Genomic DNA, 20,341 nt, shown 5'->3' with positions numbered 1-20,341 from the left:
GACAAAATTACAACGTGAACGCATCCGCATCGCGCCACGCCGGGAAGCGTTCACGATAAGCCTGCAACTCCTCCAGCGACAACTCAGCATCAATGCGCGCCCGCGCAAACGGTTCAGCGGCGGCCAGGATGTCACCCAGCGGTGAAATAATCCGGCTATCGCCGCTGTACTGGTGCTGATTACCGTCGCTGCCGACGCGGTTACAGCCCGCGACATACACCTGGTTCTCAATCGCCCTTGCCAGCAGCAGTGACTGCCAGTGCAGCGCACGCGGCGCGGGCCAGTTGGCGACAAACAGCGCCAGATCATAATCGTTGCGGTTGCGGGTAAAGACCGGGAAACGCAGGTCATAACAAATCTGTGGCAGAATACGCCAGCCACGCCAGGTAAACACCTCGCGCGTATCACCCGCGACATAATGCTGATGCTCATTCGCCATGCGGAACAGATGGCGCTTGTCATACTGATGCAGCGTGCCATCCGGCTCAACCAGCAGGAAACGGTTTACCGCGCCTTTTTCAGTCTGGATTGCCGCGCTGCCGCCGACCAGCGCATTGCTGGTTTTGGCATGCTGGTGCAGCCACGCGACGACTTCTTCCTGAGGCAGCGAGCTTTCCGCTGCTTCCATCGCGAAGCCGGTAGTAAACATCTCTGGCAGCAGGATCAGATCACGCCCTTCAATGCCTTTCAGCACGCCGTCGAAATGGCGCAGATTCGCTGCACCATCCATCCAGCTCAGGGTTTCCTGCAAAACGGTAATTTTCAAAGCTGACATAAACGCTCCGCAGCGGCGTCGAGCGTCGCTTCCTGTTTGGCAAAGCACAGGCGGATCAGCTTATGCGGGAAAGGATCGGCGCAGAACACCGACAACGGAATCGCTGCCACACCGACTTCTTTGGTCAGCCACTGACAGAAACTCACGTCATCCAGATCGGAGATCGCGCTGTAATCTGCCAGCAGGAAGTAGGTGCCCTCGCAGGGCAGCACTTCGAAACGGCTTTTTGCCAGCGCCTGAACCAGACGGTCGCGGCGGGCGCGATAAAACTCGGGCAGCTCACGATAATGCTCCGGCTCAGCGCGTAGCATATCGGCAATCGCCAGCTGTGCCGGGGTATTCACCGAGAAGGTCAGATACTGGTGCACTTTGCGGATTTCCGCGCTGATCGCCGCAGGGGCCACGCAGTAACCCACTTTCCAGCCGGTCATATGGAAGGTTTTACCAAAGGACGACACGGCAATCGCGCGCTGACGCAATTCGGCATGGGCCAGCACACTGGCATGTCCCTCTTCGGCGAAGCAGATGTGTTCGTAAACTTCGTCGCTCAGCACATAAATTTCCTGTGCGGCGATGGCCTGCCACAGCTGCGCGTAATCACTCTTGCGCCAGACAGTGGCGGAAGGGTTGTGCGGCGTATTCAGAATCACCAGGCGGGTTTTGGCGCTCAGCAGGCTCTGGAATGCGTTCCAGTCCACGCGGAAACCCGGAGGCTGCAAGGCAATGCGTTTCAGCACGCCACCGGCCAGCTGCACGGCAGGGGCATAGCTGTCGTAACTCGGGTCGAAGCAGATCACTTCATCGCCCGGACGCACCAGCGCGGTAATGGCGGCGTACAGCGCTTCGGTCGCCCCGGCAGTGACGGTGATGTCGCTGTTGACGTCGGGTTTATGACCGTAAAGTTCAGCCGTTTTGTCGGCGATGGCTTCGCGTAACGGTAATGCACCGGTCATTGGGGCATACTGGTTGGCACCCTGGCTGACGTGATACGCCAGGCGTTCCTGGAGATAGCGCGGACCGTCAAAATCAGGGAAACCCTGCGACAGATTTATCGCGTTATGAAGCTGCGCCAGCGCGCTCATTTGGGTAAAAATGGTGGTGCCGAGCGCCGGTAATTTGCTCTCGGGAATCAGGTTGTGCTGCGTCATTGATCTTTTGCCTTAAGCGCGAATGTCGTTGCGGAGTTAACCCTCTGTTGCTGCCACTATAAACAGGATGTTAATATTTGGCAATCGAGACGCTTAGACGTCCAAACTAACCTGCGGGATATCAACATCGCTATGACCGATTTTCTTCCACTGGAACAGCTGGTGGCTGCCTGCCACTGGATTGGCGCAAAAGGCTGGGCACCGGCCACGGGCGGTAACATGTCGGTACGTCAGGATGACGAATATTGCCTGCTGAGCGCATCGGGCAAGGATAAAGGCCGCCTGACGCGTGATGACTTTATTCAGGTGGAGATTGCCACTAACGAGGTGCCGTCCGGGCGTAAGCCGTCGGCGGAGACCGGCCTGCATACCCTGATTTATCGTCTGTTCCCGGAAGCCGGTGCCGTGCTGCATACGCATACTGTCAATTCGACGGTATTGTCACGGGTGGAAAAGGGCAGCGCGCTGCTGCTGAGCGGTTATGAAATGCAGAAAACGCTCGCCGGTCAGGACACCCATCTCAACACCGTGGCGATTCCACTGTTCGATAACGACCAGGATATCGATGCCCTGGCTGAGCGTATTGCGGCCTTTGCTGTTGAAACGCCGCTGCGTTATGGTTTTCTGCTGCGTGGCCATGGCCTGACCTGCTGGGGTAAAGACGTCAACGAGGCCCGTCGTCATCTGGAAGGGCTGGAATTTTTGTTTGAATGTGAACTACAACGTCGGCTGCTGGAGGCCAGATGATTCGCGCAATTGTTACCGATATTGAAGGCACCACCAGCGATATCCGCTTTGTCCACAACGTATTATTCCCGTATGCCCGTCAGCATCTGGCGACTTTTGTACGCGAGCATCAGGCGGAGCAGGCTGTGGCCGCCGCGCTGGAGGCGGTGCGTCAGGAATCCGGCGCATCCGAGGCCACGCTGGATGAAGTTATCGCCACCCTGCTGAACTACATCGATCAGGATCGCAAATCACCCGGCCTGAAAGCGTTGCAGGGCATGATCTGGCGTGATGGTTATGTCGAAGGCCAGTTTACCGGCCATCTCTATCCTGATGTGCTGCCGGCGTTTGAACGTTGGCGTCAGCAGGGTAAAGCGCTGTATGTATATTCCTCCGGTTCGGTGGCGGCGCAGAAATTGTTATTTGGCTACAGTGACGAAGGTGATTTAACGTCGTTGTTTAGCGGCTATTTTGATACTGGCGTCGGTGCCAAGCGTGAAAGCCAGTCCTACCACAATATCGCTCAGCAAATCGGTCATGATGCGTCTGAACTGTTATTTCTGTCTGATATTCACCAGGAGCTGGACGCGGCGGCTGAAGCAGGCTGGCGCACCCTGCAATTAATTCGCGGCGAGGCGGATAGCGAAAGTCGCCATCGTCAGGTAAACGATTTTTCCCAGATTAACCCGGAGTCGATTTAGGATGAGTGCACTGACCATTTTTACCGATACTGAAGCCAGCCAGCCGGTGTGGCACAGCACCGATGCAGAAGCGATTCGCGAGCGTCTCAACGCCAAAGGCGTCCGTTTTGAGCGCTGGCAGGCCGATCGCGATCTGGGTGCTAACCCGGATTCTGACACGGTGATTAACGCCTACCAGCATGCGATTGATCGTCTGGTGGCGGAGAAAGGCTATCAGAGCTGGGATGTGCTGAGCATGCGTGCGGATAACCCGCAGAAAGAAGCGCTGCGCAGTAAGTTTCTTAACGAACATACCCACAGCGAAGATGAAGTGCGTTTCTTTGTCGAAGGTTCCGGTTTGTTCTGCCTGCATCTTGATGGTCAGGTGTATCAGATTCTGTGTGAAAAACAGGACCTGATTTCCGTGCCAGCCGGAACGCCGCACTGGTTCGATATGGGTTCTGAACCACACTTCACCGCGATCCGTATCTTCGATAATCAGGAAGGCTGGATTGCCAATTTCACCGGCGATAGCATTGCGGATGCGTATCCGCGCCTGGCCTGATAATTTGCTGACTCGTAACGGCGCGATAAATCGCGCCGTTACCACCGTGCTTCATTTATGGTTGAAATATACCTTCCTGAACCTGCTCAGGCGTCACCACGCCGGTATCCAGCACCCAGCCACTGATAAGCTGAGCGGGGGTCACATCAAATGCCGGGTTGTAAACAGCGGCATTCTCCGGTGCCCATTGCACGCTGCCAAAACTGCCGGATACGCCGGTGACTTCGCTGGCGGCACGCTGTTCAATTGGAATTGCGTCTCCGTTCGGGCACAGGCGGTCCAGCGTGGTATGCGGTGCAGCCACATAGAACGGAACGCCGTGATAATGCGCCAGCACCGCCAGACTATAGGTGCCGATTTTGTTCGCCACATCGCCATTGGCAGCGATGCGATCCGCACCGACCCAAATCGCATCCACCACGCCGCGCGCCATCAGGCTGGCGGCCATCGAATCGGTGATCAGGTGATAAGGAATCCCCAGTTCACCCAGCTCCCAGGCGGTAAGGCGGCCACCTTGCAACAGCGGGCGGGTTTCATCCACCCAGACATTTTTCACTTTGCCCTGCTGATGCGCATGGGCGATCACTCCGAGCGCGGTGCCGACACCCGCCGTCGCCAGGCCGCCGGTGTTGCAGTGGGTCAGCAACTGGCTGCCCGGTGTGACCAGTGCGCTCCCCGCGCGGGCGATGTTGTCGCACAGTTGTTTATCTTCCGCCACCAGACGCAGCGCTTCTGCCGTCAGTGCGGTGACAAAATCGTTCTCTGCCAGCGCCACTTTCATGCGGTCCAGATTGTTCATCAGGTTGACCGCCGTCGGGCGTGCTGCCCGCAGCACCTCCAGCGCCTCCGCCAGACCGGATCTGTTCATCCCTTGTCCGGCCAGCAGCGCCAGCAGCAGACTGGCGGAAAGGCCAATCAGCGGTGCGCCACGCACACGTAACGCGTGGATATGAGCTACCAGCTGCGCGACATCGTGCGCGGGTAGCCAGTTTTTCTGCTGCGGCAATGCCTGCTGGTCAAGGATCCACAGCTGGTTATCACGAATTTCCAGGCTGGTTGTGCGAAGTGTTTGCATGGTGTGAAATCTCTGTTGCGTTAATGGCGGCTATTGTGCCAACATGCGTGACGGATGTATAGACGTCTGAACGGCTTATTACTTACGATTCACGAGGAACAGGCAATGTCGCAATACCGTACGTTCACCGCTGCCGATGCTGTGGAATATGCAAAACAATTTGGCGGTGTGGACGATCCGTCAGCGCTGGTGAGCGCCGAGGAGATCGGTGATGGGAATCTCAACCTGGTGTTCAAGATTTACGACAATCAGGGCGTCAGCCGTGTGGTGGTGAAACAAGCGCTGCCATATGTTCGTTGCGTGGGTGAATCCTGGCCGTTAACCCTTGACCGCGCACGCCTTGAGGCGCAGACGCTGGTGGAGCACTACAAACATTGCCCGCAGCACACTGTGCATGTCACCCATTATGACGCTGAGCTGGCGGTGATGGTGATGGAGGATCTCTCCAGCCATCATATCTGGCGTGGCGAGCTGGTGAAAGGCGTGTATTATCCGCAGGCCGCCAGTCAGCTGGGCGAATACCTGGCGCAGACCCTGTTCCATACTTCGGATTTCATCCTGCATCCGCATAAGAAAAAAGCGGAAGTGGCGCGCTTTATTAACCCGGAAATGTGTGAAATCACCGAGGACCTGTTCTTTAACGATCCTTACGTCGATCATGAACGCAATAAATACCCGGCGGCGCTGCAATCGCTGGTGGAAAGCCTGCGTAGTGATGACGCACTGCGCATTGCGGTGGCCGGTCTGAAGCATCGCTTCTTCGCCGATGCCGAAGCCTTGCTGCACGGCGATATCCACAGCGGATCAATCTTTGTGGCGGATGGCAGCCTGAAAGCGATTGATGCCGAGTTTGGCTACTTCGGGCCGATTGGTTTTGACGTCGGTACCGCGCTGGGCAACCTGCTGATTAACTACTGCTGCCTGCCGGGTCTGCTGGCCCCGCGTGAAGCGGCGGAAGCGCGTGAACGTCGCCTGAGCGATGTGCATCAGGTATGGAGCACCTTTGCCAGCCGTTTCCTCGAACTGGCGCAGGCCAAAACCACCGATGTGGCGCTGGCGTATCCCGGCTATGCTGCGGCTTTCCTGCGCAAAGTGTGGAGCGACACCATCGGTTACTGCGGCACCGAGTTGATTCGCCGTACCGTGGGTATGTCACATGTCGCTGATTTCAAAAATATTGGCGATGACGCCATGCGTACCGAGTGCATCCGCAACTGCATCACACTGGGGCGCACGCTGATTCTGGCGGCCAACCATATTGATGATGCGGATGGGTTGATTGCCCGCATCCGTCAGGCGAGTTAAATAATAAAGCCTCCCGCCAGGGAGGCTTGTTGATCGTGCCGCGATGCTTATGCTGCTTCGCTGGCGCGTGCGGGTGTTTTAGTTTGTGGCTTTGGCACGGCCAGGGCTTCCGGCGCAAACTCATCCACGTTGATGGCACGCAGACGGCTGGCCTCGGCGCGGGTCAGGATCTTCGCTTCGGCTTCGTCAATCCAGCCCTCTTTCAAACCACGTTGTGCCAGCTGATCCAGCCGGGTGAAGGAAATATTTTTCTTCAGTTGCAGGCACAGACGATCGTGAATCACTTCCGCTGCCATCACATCCTGTAACGCCTGTTCCAGTTGGCCCGCCGGGTTGTGTGCGCTCGGCGTCAGATACTGACCACGACCCAGACGCGTGCGCGTCGCGGAGGGCAGTTGCAGCAGTTTCGCCAGCTTATGATCAAGCTTATCAGACGGGGCCGGACAGTGATGTCCACCGACGAAGATCACCATACGCAGCGCACCGGCGACAAAACGATTTGGGAAGTTGCGCAGCAGGTCGTCAATGGCCGCTTCTGCCTGATGCAGTGCATCCTGGACGCCCCAGTGCACCAGAGGCAGATCGGCTTCGTTACGACCTTCGTCCTCATAACGTTTTAAGGTTGCTGATGCCAGGTAAAGCTGGCTCAGGACATCCCCCAGACGCGCAGAGATGCGCTCACGACGTTTCAGACTGCCGCCCAGCACCGCCATGGCAACATCAGCCAGCAGCGCCAGGTTAGCGCTCAGGCGGTTCATTTGCTGATAATAACGGCGGGTAGCGTCGCGGGTGGGTGTCGCGCTGGTGCGGCCACCGGTCAGACCCAGCCACAGGCTGCGAACTTTATTGCTGCCCACATGGCCGATATGGCTGAACAGCGCACGGTCAAAGGCCGCCAGATCGTTTTTCGCCGCGGCATTCATCTCTTCCAGTACCCACGGATGGCAGCGAATCGCACCCTGGCCGAAGATAATCATGCTACGCGTCAGAATATTGGCCCCCTCGACGGTAATGGCAATCGGTGCGCCCTGGTAGGCACGGGCGAGGAAGTTATTCTCGCCGAGCATGATGCCTTTGCCCCCGGCGATATCCATCGCATCAATGATCGACTGCTGACCGCGATGGGTGCAGTGATATTTGACGATCGCCGACAGCACTGCCGGTTTTTCACCCAGCATAATGCCGCTGGTGATCAGTGTTGCTGCTGCATCCATCACGTAGGCATTTCCGGCAATGCGTGCCAGCGGTTCTTCGATCCCTTCCATTTTGCCGATGGACACTTTGAACTGACGACGAATGTGCGCATAGGCACCGGTCGCCAGCGCGATACTTTTCAGGCTGCCAGTGGAGTTGGACGGCAGGGTGATACCACGTCCTACCGAGAGGCATTCCACCAGCATACGCCAGCCCTGACCGGCCATCGCCGGGCCGCCGATAATGTAATCAATCGGTACGAAGATATCTTTGCCTCGCGTCGGGCCGTTCTGGAACGGCACGTTCAGCGGGAAGTGGCGGTGACCAATTTCCACGCCTGGCGTATGGGTGGGGATCAGCGCGCAGGTAATGCCCAGCTCCTCGGTATTGCCCAGCAGGTGTTCCGGGTCGGAGAGTTTAAAGGCCAGGCCGAGCACGGTAGCAATCGGTGCCAGGGTGATATAGCGCTTGTTCCACGTCAGGCGCATGCCGAGCACTTCTTTGCCCTGCCATTCACCCATACACACCACGCCGGTATCCGGGATGGCTCCGGCATCAGAACCGGCTTCCGGGCTGGTCAGCGCGAAGCAGGGAATTTCGTCGCCGCGTGCCAGTCGTGGCAGGTAGTGATCTTTCTGCGCATCGGTGCCGTAGTGTTGCAGCAGTTCGCCTGGACCGAGAGAGTTAGGCACACCAACGGTGATGGCGAGGATACCGGACACGCCCGCCAGTTTTTGCAGCACGCGCGCCTGAGCATAGGCAGAGAATTCGAGGCCGCCATATTCTTTTTTAATGATCATGGCGAAGAAACGATGTTCTTTCAGATACGCCCACAGCTCCGGCGGCAGATCGGCCATTTCGTGGGTGATCTGAAAATCATTCGCCATACGGCAGGCTTCTTCTACCGGGCCATCGAGAAAGGTTTGTTCCTCTTCTGTCAGACGTGGCTGTGGATAGTTGTGCAGTTTCTGCCAGTCCGGCTTGCCGCGGAACAGATCACCTTCCCACCAGGTAGTACCGGCGTCGATGGCTTCTTTTTCAGTACGCGACATCGGCGGCATCACTTTCTGAAAGCTGTGCAGCATCGGCTTCGAAAACATACTGCGACGCATCGCGGGCAGGTTAAAGGGTAACAGGATTATGGCGAGCGGCAGCAGCAGCCAGGGCGTCCACAACCCGCTGAAGGCGAGGGCTGCGGTCCACAACAACAGGATAGCGCTGCTGAAACGCAGGGAAAGTTGATGGTAGAAGAGGGCGCTAATCAATATCAGCGTCGCAACGATTGAGGCAACCAGCATAATGAACCGCTCCGTAAGTTGTAAGAGGTCTGACCTGTTATGTATAGAGGTTTAGAGCAGCGCTGGAAATTTATCAATTTGTTTACAACACAATTACAACCCAACTCACAAAATCGCCGGGATAGGTTGATCTGACACACGACTTCACGCTTTTTACCCTTCAGGGCCGGGCTTTCACCTGCGCCTGTGCTTTGCGCCTCCACGCCATTCCGTTAAACTTGCAGGGGTCAATCTTTCCTCTAAAGGACATCCCTATGTATCAGGACATTATCCGGTCAGAACTTAATGAAGCCGCCGATACGCTGAACAATTTCCTCAGCAATGAAGCCAACATCCATGCGATTCAGCGCGCGGCAGTGTTGCTGGCGGATAGCTTCAAAGCGGGTGGCAAAGTGCTCTCCTGCGGCAACGGCGGCTCGCATTGCGATGCCATGCACTTCGCCGAGGAGCTGACCGGGCGCTATCGTGAAAACCGTCCTGGCTACCCGGCGATTGCCATCTCTGACGTCAGCCATCTTTCCTGCGTCAGCAATGACTTTGGTTACGATTACGTGTTCTCGCGTTATATTGAAGCGGTGGGGCGTCCGGGCGATGTGCTGCTTGGCTTGTCTACGTCCGGCAATTCCGCCAACATCATCAAGGCGGTGGAAGCGGCGCGTGCGCAGGGGATGAAGGTCATCACCCTGACTGGCAAAGACGGCGGCAAAATGGCCGGTACCGCAGACATTGAAATCCGTGTGCCGCATTTTGGTTATGCTGACCGCATTCAGGAAATTCATATCAAAGTCATCCATATCCTGATGCTGCTGATTGAAAAAGAGATGGTGAAGTAAGTCGTGGCTTTTCCTCCCACGCCGGTGGGAGGATTTTACTAAGGCGGTAGCTATGTGCGAATTGCTCGGGATGAGCGCCAATGTCCCCACGGATATCTGTTTTAGTTTTACCGGGCTGGTGCAGCGTGGTGGTGGGACCGGACCGCACAAAGATGGCTGGGGCATCACCTTTTATGAAGATAAAGGCTGCCGCACCTTCAAAGATCCGTTGCCGAGCTATAACTCGCCGATTGCCCGTTTGGTGCAGGAATATCCAATCAAATCACATTCGGTGGTGGCGCATATTCGCCAGGCCAACCGCGGTGAAGTGTCACTGGAAAATACCCATCCGTTTACCCGCGAGCTGTGGGGCCGTAACTGGACCTACGCCCATAACGGTCAGTTGAAAGGCTATCGTCAACTGGAGACCGGTCATTTCCGCCCGGTGGGGGAAACCGACAGTGAAAAAGCCTTCTGCTGGATCCTGCATAAACTGACCCAGCGTTATCCGCGCACGCCCGGCAACTGGCCAGCGGTGTTTCGCTATATCGCGGAGCTGGCGGCGGAGTTACGGCAGAAAGGGGTGTTTAACATGCTGCTGTCGGATGGACGTTATCTGATGGCGTTCTGTTCCACCAATCTGTTCTGGATCACCCGTCGCGCGCCGTTTGGCAAAGCCAAGCTGCTCGATCAGGATGTGGAGATTGATTTTCAGCAGCAGACTACGCCGCAGGATGTGGTGACGGTGATTGCTACGCAACCGCTGACGGGGAATGAAACCTGGCACCGGATAGTGCCAGGCGAGTGGGTATTATTTTGCCTGGGAGAGCGCCAGGAATGATTTTGAAGCAGCGTCTGGCGCGGTCATTACCGCCGGGCTGCTGTTTACCGCGTACTGGCCGCTGCCGGTGACGTTCACCGTCGGTGGCTGGTGGTACTTCGCAAAGTACGCATAACCCGGCTGCAGCTGACGCCAGAAGCTGGCGTAAGTAGAGTAGCGGTGACGCTGCATGTTGCTGTCGGTCATACGGAACGGGAAGATGCCTAACGACACTTCTTCCTGCCCGTTACGCAGCGCAGCGTTAACGTAGGTGTAGATCTCATCCATATAGGCGTTGGTCATGGCATAGCAGCCAATGGATTTACAGTCGCCGTGGATCATCAGATATTTGCCGCTGTAACCATTGTCACGGTCAAATTGGTTCGGAAAACCGGTATTAATCGCGCGATAATAATGGCTATCCGGTTTTAACTGATTCAGTTTGACGCTATAAAAACCTTCCGGGCTTTTAAAATCCCCTTCGCGGCGCTTGGGACCCAAACCGCCAGAGAAATTACAAATGCGGTAGCTATCCAGCAGACGATATTCATTACCGATCTTGCCGTACAGTTCCAGCGTACGCTCTTCCTTGAAAATCTGAATATAAACCGGGGTGCCAAGTAATTGTTTTTTTAGTTCTTTGCTTACCGGAGCCTCGGGGTTAACTGGCTCGGGATTGATTGCCCAGCTAAGGACCGGCATAAAAATCATCGCAAGCAAGAATGCGATTCTGCCCATTCTGTGTGTACCTTGAAGTGAAGAGGAACTCTGACGCATAACGTCTCTTATTGCATTATCGGAAATATCCGCTACCGCAGCGCAACATTAACATTGTCTGGCGTTTAATCAAGCCAGTGTCTGAGAAAATAGCCATTTACCTCAGGGATTACGGCGATAAATTTGTAAACTTTAATGCGTGCCCCGACAAATATTGCTGATATTTTGCAGTGCTGTATACTTATCCAGTATCTGGAGGGGGTATGCGTAAGATCATTCATGTCGATATGGACTGCTTTTTTGCAGCGGTTGAAATGCGCGACGATCCCTCTTTGCGTGATATCCCGATCGCCATTGGTGGCAGCCGAGTGCAACGTGGCGTGATCAGCACCGCTAACTATCCGGCGCGGGAGTATGGCGTGCGCAGCGCGATGCCCACCGCCACGGCGCTGAGACTCTGCCCACATCTGCGTCTGTTGCCCGGTCGCTTCGAAGCCTATAAAGAAGCCTCCCGCCAGATCCGTGCGATCTTTTCGCGTTATACCTCTTTAATTGAACCGCTGTCGCTGGATGAAGCTTACCTTGATGTCACTGATAGCCCGCATTGTCAGGGGTCTGCAACGCTAATGGCACAGGCGATTCGCGCCGATATTCTGCGGGAAACCCAGCTGACCGCTTCGGCAGGTATCGCGCCAATCAAGTTTCTCGCCAAAATTGCTTCCGACCTGAACAAACCGAATGGCCAGTTCGTGATCACGCCGCAGGTGATGCCTGATTTTCTGCTGACGCTGTCGCTAAGCAAAATCCCCGGCGTCGGCAAGGTGTCGGCAAAAAAACTGGAAGAGATGGGCCTGCGTACCTGCGGAGATGTACAGCAGGCGGATTTGGCGCAGCTCCTTAAACGCTTCGGCAAATTTGGCCGGGTGTTATGGGAACGCAGCCACGGTATCGACGAGCGCGGCGTAGTGGTGGAGCGGGAACGTAAATCACTCGGCGTTGAGCGTACCCTGATGGAAGATATTCATAGCTGGGAACAATGCCTTGAAATCATTGATTATCTCTACGAGGAGCTGGATCGCCGCTTGACGCAGATTCGCCCGGACAAGTTAATCGCCCGTCAGGGAGTAAAACTGAAGTTCAATGATTTCCAGCTGACGACCCAGGAGCATATCTGGCCGGTGCTGAATAAAGAGGACATGATTGCGGTGGCGCGCAAAACCTGGGACGAACGCCGTGCCGGGCGGGGTGTCCGGCTGGTGGGGCTGCATGTGACGCTGGTGAATCCACAGCTGGAGAGGCAGTTATTATTGGGATTGTCGTAGCGGCGCGATAAACCGCGCCGCTCCAGCCATTATTTGTTGCCGTACTTCGCTTCCAGCGTGGCAAACCACGGTGCGACGAAATCGTGGTTCTCACCCCAGCCTGGGATGATTTTGCTCAGCGATGCCACGTTTACCGCACCCTGCTCGCTGTTCAACTGCTGCTGAGTAATCGAGGAAGCCTTAAACTCGTAGCTCGCGGGGGTGCTTTCACCAGCAATCTTATTCGCCACCAGACGCATATTCACCGCGCCAATGGTTTTCGGATCGACTGCCACAGTCTGCACCCACGGGCTATTCTTCTCGTGCATCAGCTGCAGATCCTGGTTGGAGACGTCAATGCTGTACAGCTTGATCTCAGTACGGCCATTCTCCTGCAACGCTTTGTAGGCACCCTGGCTGAAGGCATCCCAGGAGCCCCAGATCGCATCAATTTTGCCTTTCGGGTACTTCGCCAGAATCGCACCAATCTTGTTAGCGGTATCGCCCTGCACGTCAGAAGAGACCGCACCGATTGACTCCAGCTGATGGATGCCCGGATTTTCCTTCATCAGTTTTTCATACACCACCTGACGACGATCCATGGCCGGGAAGCCTGCGACCCACAATTTGACGATGTTCGCCTTGCCGTTAAAGTCTTTGATCAACTGACCAAGGGATTCCTGCGCCAGTGAGGCGTCATTCTGGGCGGTGACCGTCACGCCGTTCACCGGCGTATCAACCGGGGTATCAAACACCGACACCTTAATACCAGCATCAGCAATGCGTTTTACCAGCGCGGTGGAGTAGGGTTCTTTGCCATGCGACAGAATAATGCCGTCATATTTCTGGCTGATCGCCTGGCTGACGAAGTCCTGGAAACGTGCGTCATCACCGTTGCTCAGGAAGGTGCTGACTTTGAAGCCCAGCTTACGTCCCTGCTGGATGGCACCAGCAACAAACTGGGTGGTGTTATCGTCAGAGCCGAGGTTACGGATAATGGCGATACGCACCGGTCCCTGGTGATTAGCGATGGCGGCAGGCACCGGTACTACGGTGTCGGCAAAGGCGGCGCTGACATTCAGCAGGCCTACGGCCAGCAGTGAAAGGGTGATTTTTTTCATGTTGTTCTCTTTCTTCAGGGAAGCGCCTTAGCGGCGCTGAATATAGGTAATCGCCAGGGCCAGAGCCAGCACCAGGCCTTTAATAATGTCCATGGCGTAGTAGGGCACGGAAAGCATCACCAGTCCGTTTTGCAGCACGCCAAGGATGATCGCGCCGACCAGGGTTCCGAGTGCATTCGGTTTGCCGGAACCGGCCAGCGAGAAGCCGATCCAGGCCGCCGCCACCGCATCCATCAGGTACCCGCCACCGGCATTCACCTGGGAGGAACCAATACGCGAAGCCAGCAGAATGCCGCCGACCCCGGCCAGCAGTGAAGAGATGACATAAGCCAGCACGCGATAACGGTTAGTCCGGATGCCGGAGAGACGAGCGGCTTCCGGATTGCCGCCGAGGGCATACATGCGACGGCCATGTTTGGTGAGCGACAGCGCCAGCTGTGCCACCACGGTCACCACCAGCATAATGATGACGATGGTGGGGACCTGGCCGAGCAGGTTAAAACCGGCCGGAATGGTACCTTCCGCCATATCCCCGTTCGGCATCACCATATTTTCGGTAATGGAGCCGCCAAAGCTGTAGGTCATCGCCACGCCCTGGACCACAAACAGCGTCGCGAGGGTCGCCAGCATGTCAGGGATGCGCAGAATCACAATCAGGAAGCTGTTAAACAGCCCGACCAGGGTACACAGCAGCAGGGTGATGACGATGGCTTCGGTGGAATTGAAGCCGTACCAGACGAACAGCGAAATCACCAGCGCATTCGCCAGCGAGGCGGTAGAGCCGACAGACAGGTCAAAGCCGCCAATGGTCAGCGAAATCGACACGCCAATCGCAATGACTGTGACAATCGCGATGGAGCGCAGAATGTTGATGATGTTGGTGGGCTCAAGGAAGCTGTCTGAGGCGAGGCCAAATGCGGCGATCAGGATCACCACCGTCAGCAACATGCCCCATTTATAGAGAAAATCAAACAGCTGATGGCGCAGAGAAGGCTGCGGGTTCAGGATTATATCTTTGCTGCTCACGCAGGGGTTCCTCCGGTGGAATAAAGCAAAAGCGTCTCTTCTGTGGCCTCACGTCCTTCCATTTCTGCCACAATGCGCCCGTCCCAGAGCACACAAATTCGGTCACACAGGCCTACCAGCTCGGAAAACTCACCCGAGGCATAGATGATGCCTTTGCCTTCCCGCGCTAATCCGTCGATCAGGCTGAACAAATCGGTTTTGGCCTTGATATCGACCCCTTTGGTCGGTTCATCAAAAATCAGCACATCGGCGTTATTACGCAGCCATTTACCAATCGCCACTTTCTGCTGATTCCCACCCGACAGACGGCGCAGCGTTTGTGCCGGTCCGGTGGTGCGCACGTTGAGGCGGTTAATCACCTCTTCCGCCCAGCGCCACGCTTGACGATGGCCGAACAGGCTCCAGCGCGAAAAACTGCTATCGGCGCTGACGCTGAGGTTCATCGTCACCGATTCATCGATAAAGATGCCTTCTTTACGGCGTTCTTCCGGTACCAGCGCCATGCGGTTTTCCACCGAGTCATGCGGTGAACGCGGACGCCACGGTTTGCCATGCAATTCGCCGTGGTTGACGCGACTTTTGCTGGCACCAAACAGCGCTTTGCACAGCTCGGTTTTACCGGCTCCGGCTAATCCGGCGATACCGAGGATTTCACCTTTATGCAGGCGCAGCGAAATATCCTGGAGCAACTGGTCATCATGCAGGCCTTCCACCGCCAGCAGTAGCGGCTGTTGCTGACGTTCACTGCGCGGCGGATAAACATCGGTCAGTTGGTGGCCGAGCATCTTCTCCACGATCTGTTCGCCGCTCAGTGCCGCCATCGGGGCGGTTTCGATCAGGCGTCCATCGCGCAGCACGGTCAGCTGGTCGCAAATCGCTTTCAGTTCGTGAATGCGGTGGGAAATAAACACCACGCCGATGCCATTGCCCTGTAAACGACGCACCACGCTAAACAGACGCTCGCTTTCATGCTGGTCGAGCGGCGCGGTCGGTTCATCAAGAATCAGGAAGCGGCAGTGATGGGAGAGGGCGCGGGCCAGCAAAATCTGCTGCTTTTCCGCCAGCGAGCAACGTTCCACCAGGCGTTTGACGTCAATATTCACTTCCAGCTGGGCCAGCAGGGCGTGCGCCTGACGGCGGATTTCACCCCAGCGATAGCCGTGACCCGGTTCGGCCAGCTGATCAAGCAGGATGTTTTCCGCCACGCTGAGCTGTGGCACCAGGGCCACGTCTACTTCCTGCTGCACCAGATGGATGCCCAGCTTTTTGGCATCACGCGGTGAGCGGATGGTGACGGGTACATCATCGAGCAGGATCTCGCCGTGATAATGGCTGTGTGCGCCAGAGAGCACCGCCATCAGCGTCGATTTGCCCGCACCGTTGGCACCGGTCAGTGCATGCACCGAGCCGCCGTGGGTGACAAAGTCCACCTCGGTCAGCGCGGCAAAACCGCCAAAAGCGATGGAGATATTACGCATCTCCAGGCGGTTAATCACACTCATGGACGGGGCCTTTTAAAGAGAGAATTGGGCGCATTTTTTCCTGAACATCCAGGCTCGGCAACAAACGAAAGCGCATAAGCTAGCACAAAATCTTATTAGCCATCCAGACATCTGGGTGTAACGGCGTCTAAAACTGGCAGGAAGCTGACAGGGTAGTGAAAGAGGGTAGTGAGGTTAGAATTTATCAGCATATTATGCTGGTTTGTTAACAGGCATAAAAAAACCAGGCCGAAGCCTGGTTAGTTACTTAAAGAAATAATTACACTTTTTCTGGTACCACGTTAAGCAGTGAGGTCAGTAATTGCCAGTAAAGGCCAACGCTGGCGACATGTACCTGCTCATCCGGGGAATGCGGGCCGGTAATGGTTGGGCCGATGGAAACCATATCCATGTCAGGATAAGGTTTCTTGAACAGGCCACATTCCAGACCGGCGTGGATCACCTGGATGTTCGGCGTTTTGCCAAACAGCGCTTCGTAGGTCTTACGCGTCAGCGCCATGATCGGCGAATCAGCATCCGGCTGCCAGCCCGGGTAGCCGCCTTTTGGCGCGGTTTTGGCACCGGCCAGTTCACCCAGTGAGGTCAGCACTTCCACCACGTAATCTTTACCGGTATCGATCAGCGAACGAATCAGGCAGATGATCTCGGCATTATCCTGATTCATGGTCACGACGCCGACGTTGAGCGAGGTTTCCACCACGCCTTTGGCCACGTCTGAATTGCGGATCACGCCGTTCGGGGTGGTGTTGAGCAGGTTAAGGAAACGATCGCGGCAGTCAGTGGTCAGCGCCTGGCCCTGATGCGCCAGCGGTTCGCTCAGCAGCGTGATGTTTTTTTCTTTAATACCCAGCTCGTTTTGCAGCGTGGCCTGGAAATGTGCCGCAGCAGATTTCAGGGCATCCACTTTGTGGCTGTCGATAGCCAGGGTGGCAAAAGCTTCACGCGGGATAGCGTTACGCAGCGTACCGCCAGTGAATTCGATCAGACGCACATCCAGATCGCGCGCATGTGCTGCCAGGAAGCGTGCCAGCAGCTTGTTGGCGTTGCCCAGGCCCAGATGGATATCCGCACCAGAGTGACCGCCTTTCAGTCCTTTCAGCGTCAGACGCAGGGATTCATAACCGGCTGGCACCGCTTCACGCGTCAGGGGCAGGGTGGTGATAAAATCGATACCACCAGCGCAACCCATATAGATCTCACCTTCTTCTTCTGAGTCGGTGTTGATCAGAATATCGGCCTGCAGCCAGTTTGGCTGTAAACCAAAGGCGCCATCCATACCGGATTCTTCCGTCATGGTCAGCAGCACTTCAATCGGGCCGTGTGTCAGGCTGTTGTCGGCCAGCACCGCCAGCGCCGATGCCATACCGATACCGTTATCGGCACCCAGCGTGGTACCACGTGCTTTCACCCATTCGCCATCCACATACGGCTGAATCGGGTCTTTGGTGAAGTCATGCACCGTGTCATTGTTCTTTTGCGGCACCATGTCGAGGTGAGCCTGCAGCGCGACCGGAGTGCGTTTTTCCATGCCTTTGGTAGCGGGTTTACGAATCAGGATATTTCCGACCTGATCGCGTTCCACCCAAAGTCCCTGCTCTTTGGCCCAGCCGACAATGTATTCGGCCAGGGCTTCTTCATGGTAAGACGGGTGTGGAATGGAGCAGATTTTGGCGAAAATATCCCACAGTGGCTGGGGTGAAAGTTGCGACAATTCAGACACAACGCGTCTCCTGTGTCAGCGTGGCGGACGAGCCGCTCGCACGCGGGGTTCCAGTGAAAGATCGCCGTCAGCTCATCTGACGTGATGGGGCTGAGAATACCACTGTTTCTGACAGGGTGCGTAATCAGCCGCGCTAAAAAGCCGCAACCGATGCGTCAGATGCTGGTTTTTAACGCGACAGATCCTTATAATCTCGCGCAACCTTTTCCCCCTTGCACATTTTTAAGCCAACTTCAATTGGCCGGGACTCCTTTTATGAGCGAAAAATACGTCGTCACCTGGGACATGCTACAGATCCATGCCCGTAAACTGGCCCAGCGCCTGCTTCCTGTGGAACAGTGGAAAGGTATCATCGCGGTCAGCCGTGGTGGTCTGGTTCCGGCATCGCTGCTGGCGCGTGAACTGGGTATTCGCTATGTCGATACCGTGTGCATCTCCAGCTACGATCACGATCATCAGCGTGAAATGACCGTGCTGAAGCGTGCCGAGGGCGATGGTGAAGGATTTGTGGTCATTGACGACCTGGTGGATACTGGCGGCACCGCGCAGGCGATCCGTGATATGTATCCCAAAGCACGTTTTGTCACCATTTTTGCTAAGCCTGCTGGCCGTGCTCTGGTGGACGACTATATTGTCGATATTCCGCAGAACACCTGGATAGAACAGCCGTGGGACATGGGCGTGGTCTACATTCCCCCCATCGTTAAAAGCTGATTGATGCAACGCAAACAACGCCCGGTTTCGCCGGGCGTTGTGCTTTCTGGATATCGCACAGCACCGCAGTGTGCAGTAAACTGATCCCTGCCGTGACTGCCGCAGGAAAGAGAGTTTACGATGCCCAGCAAAAATCTCAGCGAAGAGCTATTTAAGCCGCGTTTCAAACATCCTGAAACCTCCTCACTGGTGCGACGAGAGCACCATCACCCCATCCAGGTTCATACCGCACTGGAGGGCGACACCCAGCATTGCTGGTATCGCATGCTGAATAAGCTGCTGTGGACCTGGCGTGGACTGTCTCCGCAGGAAATCAGCGAAGTGCTGGCGCGTATCGCCATCTGCAATCTTGAACATACCAGCGATGCCCTGTTGGATACGGTGATTGGCTACCGTGGCGGTAACTGGAACTTCGAGTGGACGAAGCAGGCAGGGATGTGGCAGCAGGAAGCGATGCAGTGCGAAAACCATGATCTGGCGGGTCAGCACTGGCTGCATGCAGCAAACCTCTACAGCCTTGCGGCTTATCCTTATATTAAAGGCGATGAATTGGCCGATCAGGCTCAGGTGCTCGCCAATCATGCCTATGAAGAAGCCACCCAGCGGCTGGCTGGCGAATTGAAAACTCTGACCTTTCCTATCAGTGGCGGCAGTCCGGTGACGGGCTTCCTGCATATGCCGGCGCAGGCGCAGGCACCGTATCCGACGGTGATGTTATGCGGTGGCCTGGATTCGTTGCAGATTGACCATTATCGCCTGTTCCACGATTACCTCGCACCGCGCGGCATCGCGATGCTGACGCTGGATATGCCATCGGTCGGCCTGAGCAGTAAATGGACGCTGAACCAGGACACCAGCCAGCTGCATCAGCAGGTACTGCGTGAGCTGAGTAACGTGCCATGGATTGATCACACCCGCGTGGGGTTGTTTGGTTATCGTTTTGGGGCCAATGTGGCGACGCGACTCGCCTATCTGGAAGTGCCGCGCCTGCGTGCCGTGGCGACGCTGGGAGCGATGGTGCACGGCGTGTTTGTCGATGAACAGCGTCAGGACCAGCTGCCGGATATGTATATGGATATGCTGGCAAGCCGTCTTGGCATGTCGTCCACCCCGGACAGCAATCTGCGCACGGAACTCAATCGTTACTCCCTGAAAGTGCAGGGCCTGCTGGGACGCCGTACGCCGATACCGATGCTGGCGGCGTACTGGAACAACGATCTGTTTAGCCCCGAAGAGGATGCGCGGATGATTGTCAACTCCTCGGCGCAGGGTAAAGCCCTGTTGATTCCGGCTGCGCCGGTTTTCAGCAGTTTCGACAAAGCGCTAAATCAGATTTGCGACTGGCTGGCAAAGCAGTTAAAAGACTAAGTAGCGATCGTTAAAAGGTCTGTTAACCAGTTAAGGGAGAATTAGCATGTCGTTACCGAGTGGTCACCCCCGTAGTCGCCTGCTTAAGCGTTTTACTGAGCTGGGGCCCTATATCCGCGAAGGGAAATGCGCAGAAACACGCTTCTTTTTCGATTGCCTGGCCGTGTGCATCAATGTGAAACCGGCACCGGAAAGCCGTGAGTTCTGGGGCTGGTGGATGGAACTGGAAGCGCAGGAAGATCACTTCACCTACCAATACACGTTTGGTATGTTTGATAAAGCGGGGAACTGGAGTGCCTCAGCGATCAAGGGCAAAGACAATAACGCCAGAGTAGAAGAGACGCTGCGCAACTTCCACGAGCGTCTTAAAGCCACACTTCATGAACTGAAGCTGGATCTCAAACCTGCTGCTGGATTTGATGAGCAGCCGGTAAAATTAAGCGCCTGACGGCGATAAAAAAAGGGCAGGTGATG

Annotated in this window: 19 protein-coding genes; 10 read left to right on the top strand and 9 right to left on the bottom strand. The window is 56.0% G+C overall.

Features of this window, described 5'->3' with window-relative positions; all coding sequences use genetic code 11:
* Nucleotides 1–7: 7 nt before the first annotated feature.
* Complete coding sequence (locus PW844_RS23945; RefSeq protein ID WP_299457212.1) at nt 8–775, bottom strand: amidohydrolase; 768 nt, start codon at nt 773–775, stop codon at nt 8–10.
* The gene (locus PW844_RS23940; protein WP_299457210.1) at nt 763–1,923 is read right to left on the bottom strand and encodes a pyridoxal phosphate-dependent aminotransferase; all 1,161 of its coding nucleotides are present in this window, start codon (nt 1,921–1,923) and stop codon (nt 763–765) included. Before PW844_RS23940 ends, PW844_RS23945 begins: the two co-directional genes overlap by 13 nt.
* A 132-nt stretch (nt 1,924–2,055) precedes the next feature.
* Here PW844_RS23940 and PW844_RS23935 point away from each other — a divergent pair, with 132 nt between their 5' ends.
* The 3 genes from PW844_RS23935 to PW844_RS23925 are packed head-to-tail and all read left to right on the top strand — an operon-like array spanning nt 2,056 to nt 3,894.
* Entirely contained in the window at nt 2,056–2,670 is a 615-nt protein-coding gene (locus PW844_RS23935; RefSeq protein WP_299457208.1) for a methylthioribulose 1-phosphate dehydratase, read from the top strand.
* Complete coding sequence (gene mtnC / locus PW844_RS23930; RefSeq protein ID WP_299457206.1) at nt 2,667–3,350, top strand: acireductone synthase; 684 nt, start codon at nt 2,667–2,669, stop codon at nt 3,348–3,350. The genes PW844_RS23935 and mtnC overlap by 4 nt, the downstream gene beginning before the upstream one ends.
* A 1-nt stretch (nt 3,351) precedes the next feature.
* Nucleotides 3,352–3,894 (top strand): acireductone dioxygenase, encoded by a 543-nt coding sequence (locus PW844_RS23925; protein ID WP_299457204.1) that lies wholly within the window; start codon nt 3,352–3,354, stop codon nt 3,892–3,894.
* Between the two features lie 55 nt (nt 3,895–3,949).
* Here the strand turns inward: PW844_RS23925 and mtnA are convergent, their stop codons facing one another.
* Nucleotides 3,950–4,969 carry an S-methyl-5-thioribose-1-phosphate isomerase gene (gene mtnA / locus PW844_RS23920; protein ID WP_299457202.1) on the bottom strand — a complete coding sequence of 340 codons (1,020 nt, stop codon included), beginning with the start codon at nt 4,967–4,969 and terminating at the stop codon, nt 3,950–3,952.
* A 105-nt stretch (nt 4,970–5,074) separates the two neighbouring features.
* Between mtnA and mtnK the strand changes: the two genes are divergently transcribed.
* The gene (gene mtnK / locus PW844_RS23915) at nt 5,075–6,274 is read left to right on the top strand and encodes an S-methyl-5-thioribose kinase (protein WP_299457200.1); all 1,200 of its coding nucleotides are present in this window, start codon (nt 5,075–5,077) and stop codon (nt 6,272–6,274) included.
* Nucleotides 6,275–6,321: 47 nt separating this feature from the next.
* Here the strand turns inward: mtnK and fadE are convergent, their stop codons facing one another.
* A complete protein-coding gene (gene fadE / locus PW844_RS23910) occupies nt 6,322–8,766 on the bottom strand; it encodes an acyl-CoA dehydrogenase FadE (RefSeq protein WP_299457198.1) in 2,445 nt (814 codons plus the stop codon).
* A 254-nt stretch (nt 8,767–9,020) separates the two neighbouring features.
* On the opposite strand from fadE, the gene lpcA reads away from it, so the two are divergent.
* Nucleotides 9,021–9,599 carry a D-sedoheptulose 7-phosphate isomerase gene (gene lpcA / locus PW844_RS23905; RefSeq protein WP_208714109.1) on the top strand — a complete coding sequence of 193 codons (579 nt, stop codon included), beginning with the start codon at nt 9,021–9,023 and terminating at the stop codon, nt 9,597–9,599.
* Nucleotides 9,600–9,651: 52 nt separating this feature from the next.
* Entirely contained in the window at nt 9,652–10,419 is a 768-nt protein-coding gene (locus tag PW844_RS23900) for a class II glutamine amidotransferase (protein ID WP_084872965.1), read from the top strand.
* Here PW844_RS23900 and dpaA read toward each other — a convergent pair.
* Nucleotides 10,390–11,136 carry a peptidoglycan meso-diaminopimelic acid protein amidase gene (gene dpaA, locus PW844_RS23895; protein ID WP_084872968.1) on the bottom strand — a complete coding sequence of 249 codons (747 nt, stop codon included), beginning with the start codon at nt 11,134–11,136 and terminating at the stop codon, nt 10,390–10,392. The genes PW844_RS23900 and dpaA overlap by 30 nt on opposite strands.
* Before the next feature lie 242 nt (nt 11,137–11,378).
* Here dpaA and dinB point away from each other — a divergent pair, with 242 nt between their 5' ends.
* Entirely contained in the window at nt 11,379–12,437 is a 1,059-nt protein-coding gene (dinB, locus tag PW844_RS23890) for a DNA polymerase IV (protein ID WP_299457191.1), read from the top strand.
* Nucleotides 12,438–12,466: 29 nt separating this feature from the next.
* Here dinB and PW844_RS23885 read toward each other — a convergent pair whose 3' ends face one another.
* The 4 genes from PW844_RS23885 to pepD form a co-directional block, all read right to left on the bottom strand.
* Nucleotides 12,467–13,537 (bottom strand): sugar ABC transporter substrate-binding protein, encoded by a 1,071-nt coding sequence (locus PW844_RS23885; protein WP_299457189.1) that lies wholly within the window; start codon nt 13,535–13,537, stop codon nt 12,467–12,469.
* A 27-nt stretch (nt 13,538–13,564) separates the two neighbouring features.
* Complete coding sequence (locus PW844_RS23880; protein ID WP_299457186.1) at nt 13,565–14,563, bottom strand: ABC transporter permease; 999 nt, start codon at nt 14,561–14,563, stop codon at nt 13,565–13,567.
* Nucleotides 14,560–16,065, bottom strand: a complete 1,506-nt coding sequence (locus PW844_RS23875) for a sugar ABC transporter ATP-binding protein (protein WP_299457184.1) — start codon at nt 16,063–16,065, stop codon at nt 14,560–14,562. Before PW844_RS23875 ends, PW844_RS23880 begins: the two co-directional genes overlap by 4 nt.
* A 259-nt stretch (nt 16,066–16,324) precedes the next feature.
* Nucleotides 16,325–17,785, bottom strand: a complete 1,461-nt coding sequence (gene pepD / locus PW844_RS23870; RefSeq protein WP_299457183.1) for a beta-Ala-His dipeptidase — start codon at nt 17,783–17,785, stop codon at nt 16,325–16,327.
* Nucleotides 17,786–18,040: 255 nt separating this feature from the next.
* Here pepD and gpt point away from each other — a divergent pair, with 255 nt between their 5' ends.
* The 3 genes from gpt to crl all read left to right on the top strand — a co-directional run bounded on the left by gpt (nt 18,041) and on the right by crl (nt 20,315).
* Nucleotides 18,041–18,499 (top strand): xanthine phosphoribosyltransferase, encoded by a 459-nt coding sequence (gene gpt, locus PW844_RS23865; protein ID WP_021186168.1) that lies wholly within the window; start codon nt 18,041–18,043, stop codon nt 18,497–18,499.
* Nucleotides 18,500–18,619: 120 nt separating this feature from the next.
* Nucleotides 18,620–19,867: an esterase FrsA gene (gene frsA, locus PW844_RS23860; protein WP_299457177.1), complete on the top strand. Its 1,248-nt coding sequence runs from the start codon at nt 18,620–18,622 to the stop codon at nt 19,865–19,867.
* A gap of 46 nt (nt 19,868–19,913) precedes the next feature.
* Nucleotides 19,914–20,315, top strand: a complete 402-nt coding sequence (gene crl / locus PW844_RS23855; RefSeq protein ID WP_084872982.1) for a sigma factor-binding protein Crl — start codon at nt 19,914–19,916, stop codon at nt 20,313–20,315.
* Nucleotides 20,316–20,341 lie beyond the last annotated feature (26 nt).

Origin of the sequence: Pantoea sp. (genome assembly GCF_028283705.1) — a bacterium.
Classification (GTDB): Bacteria; Pseudomonadota; Gammaproteobacteria; order Enterobacterales; family Enterobacteriaceae; genus Pantoea.
The sequence above is the reverse complement of the archived record's forward strand: the minus strand, read 5'-3'. Positions and strand labels throughout refer to the sequence as shown.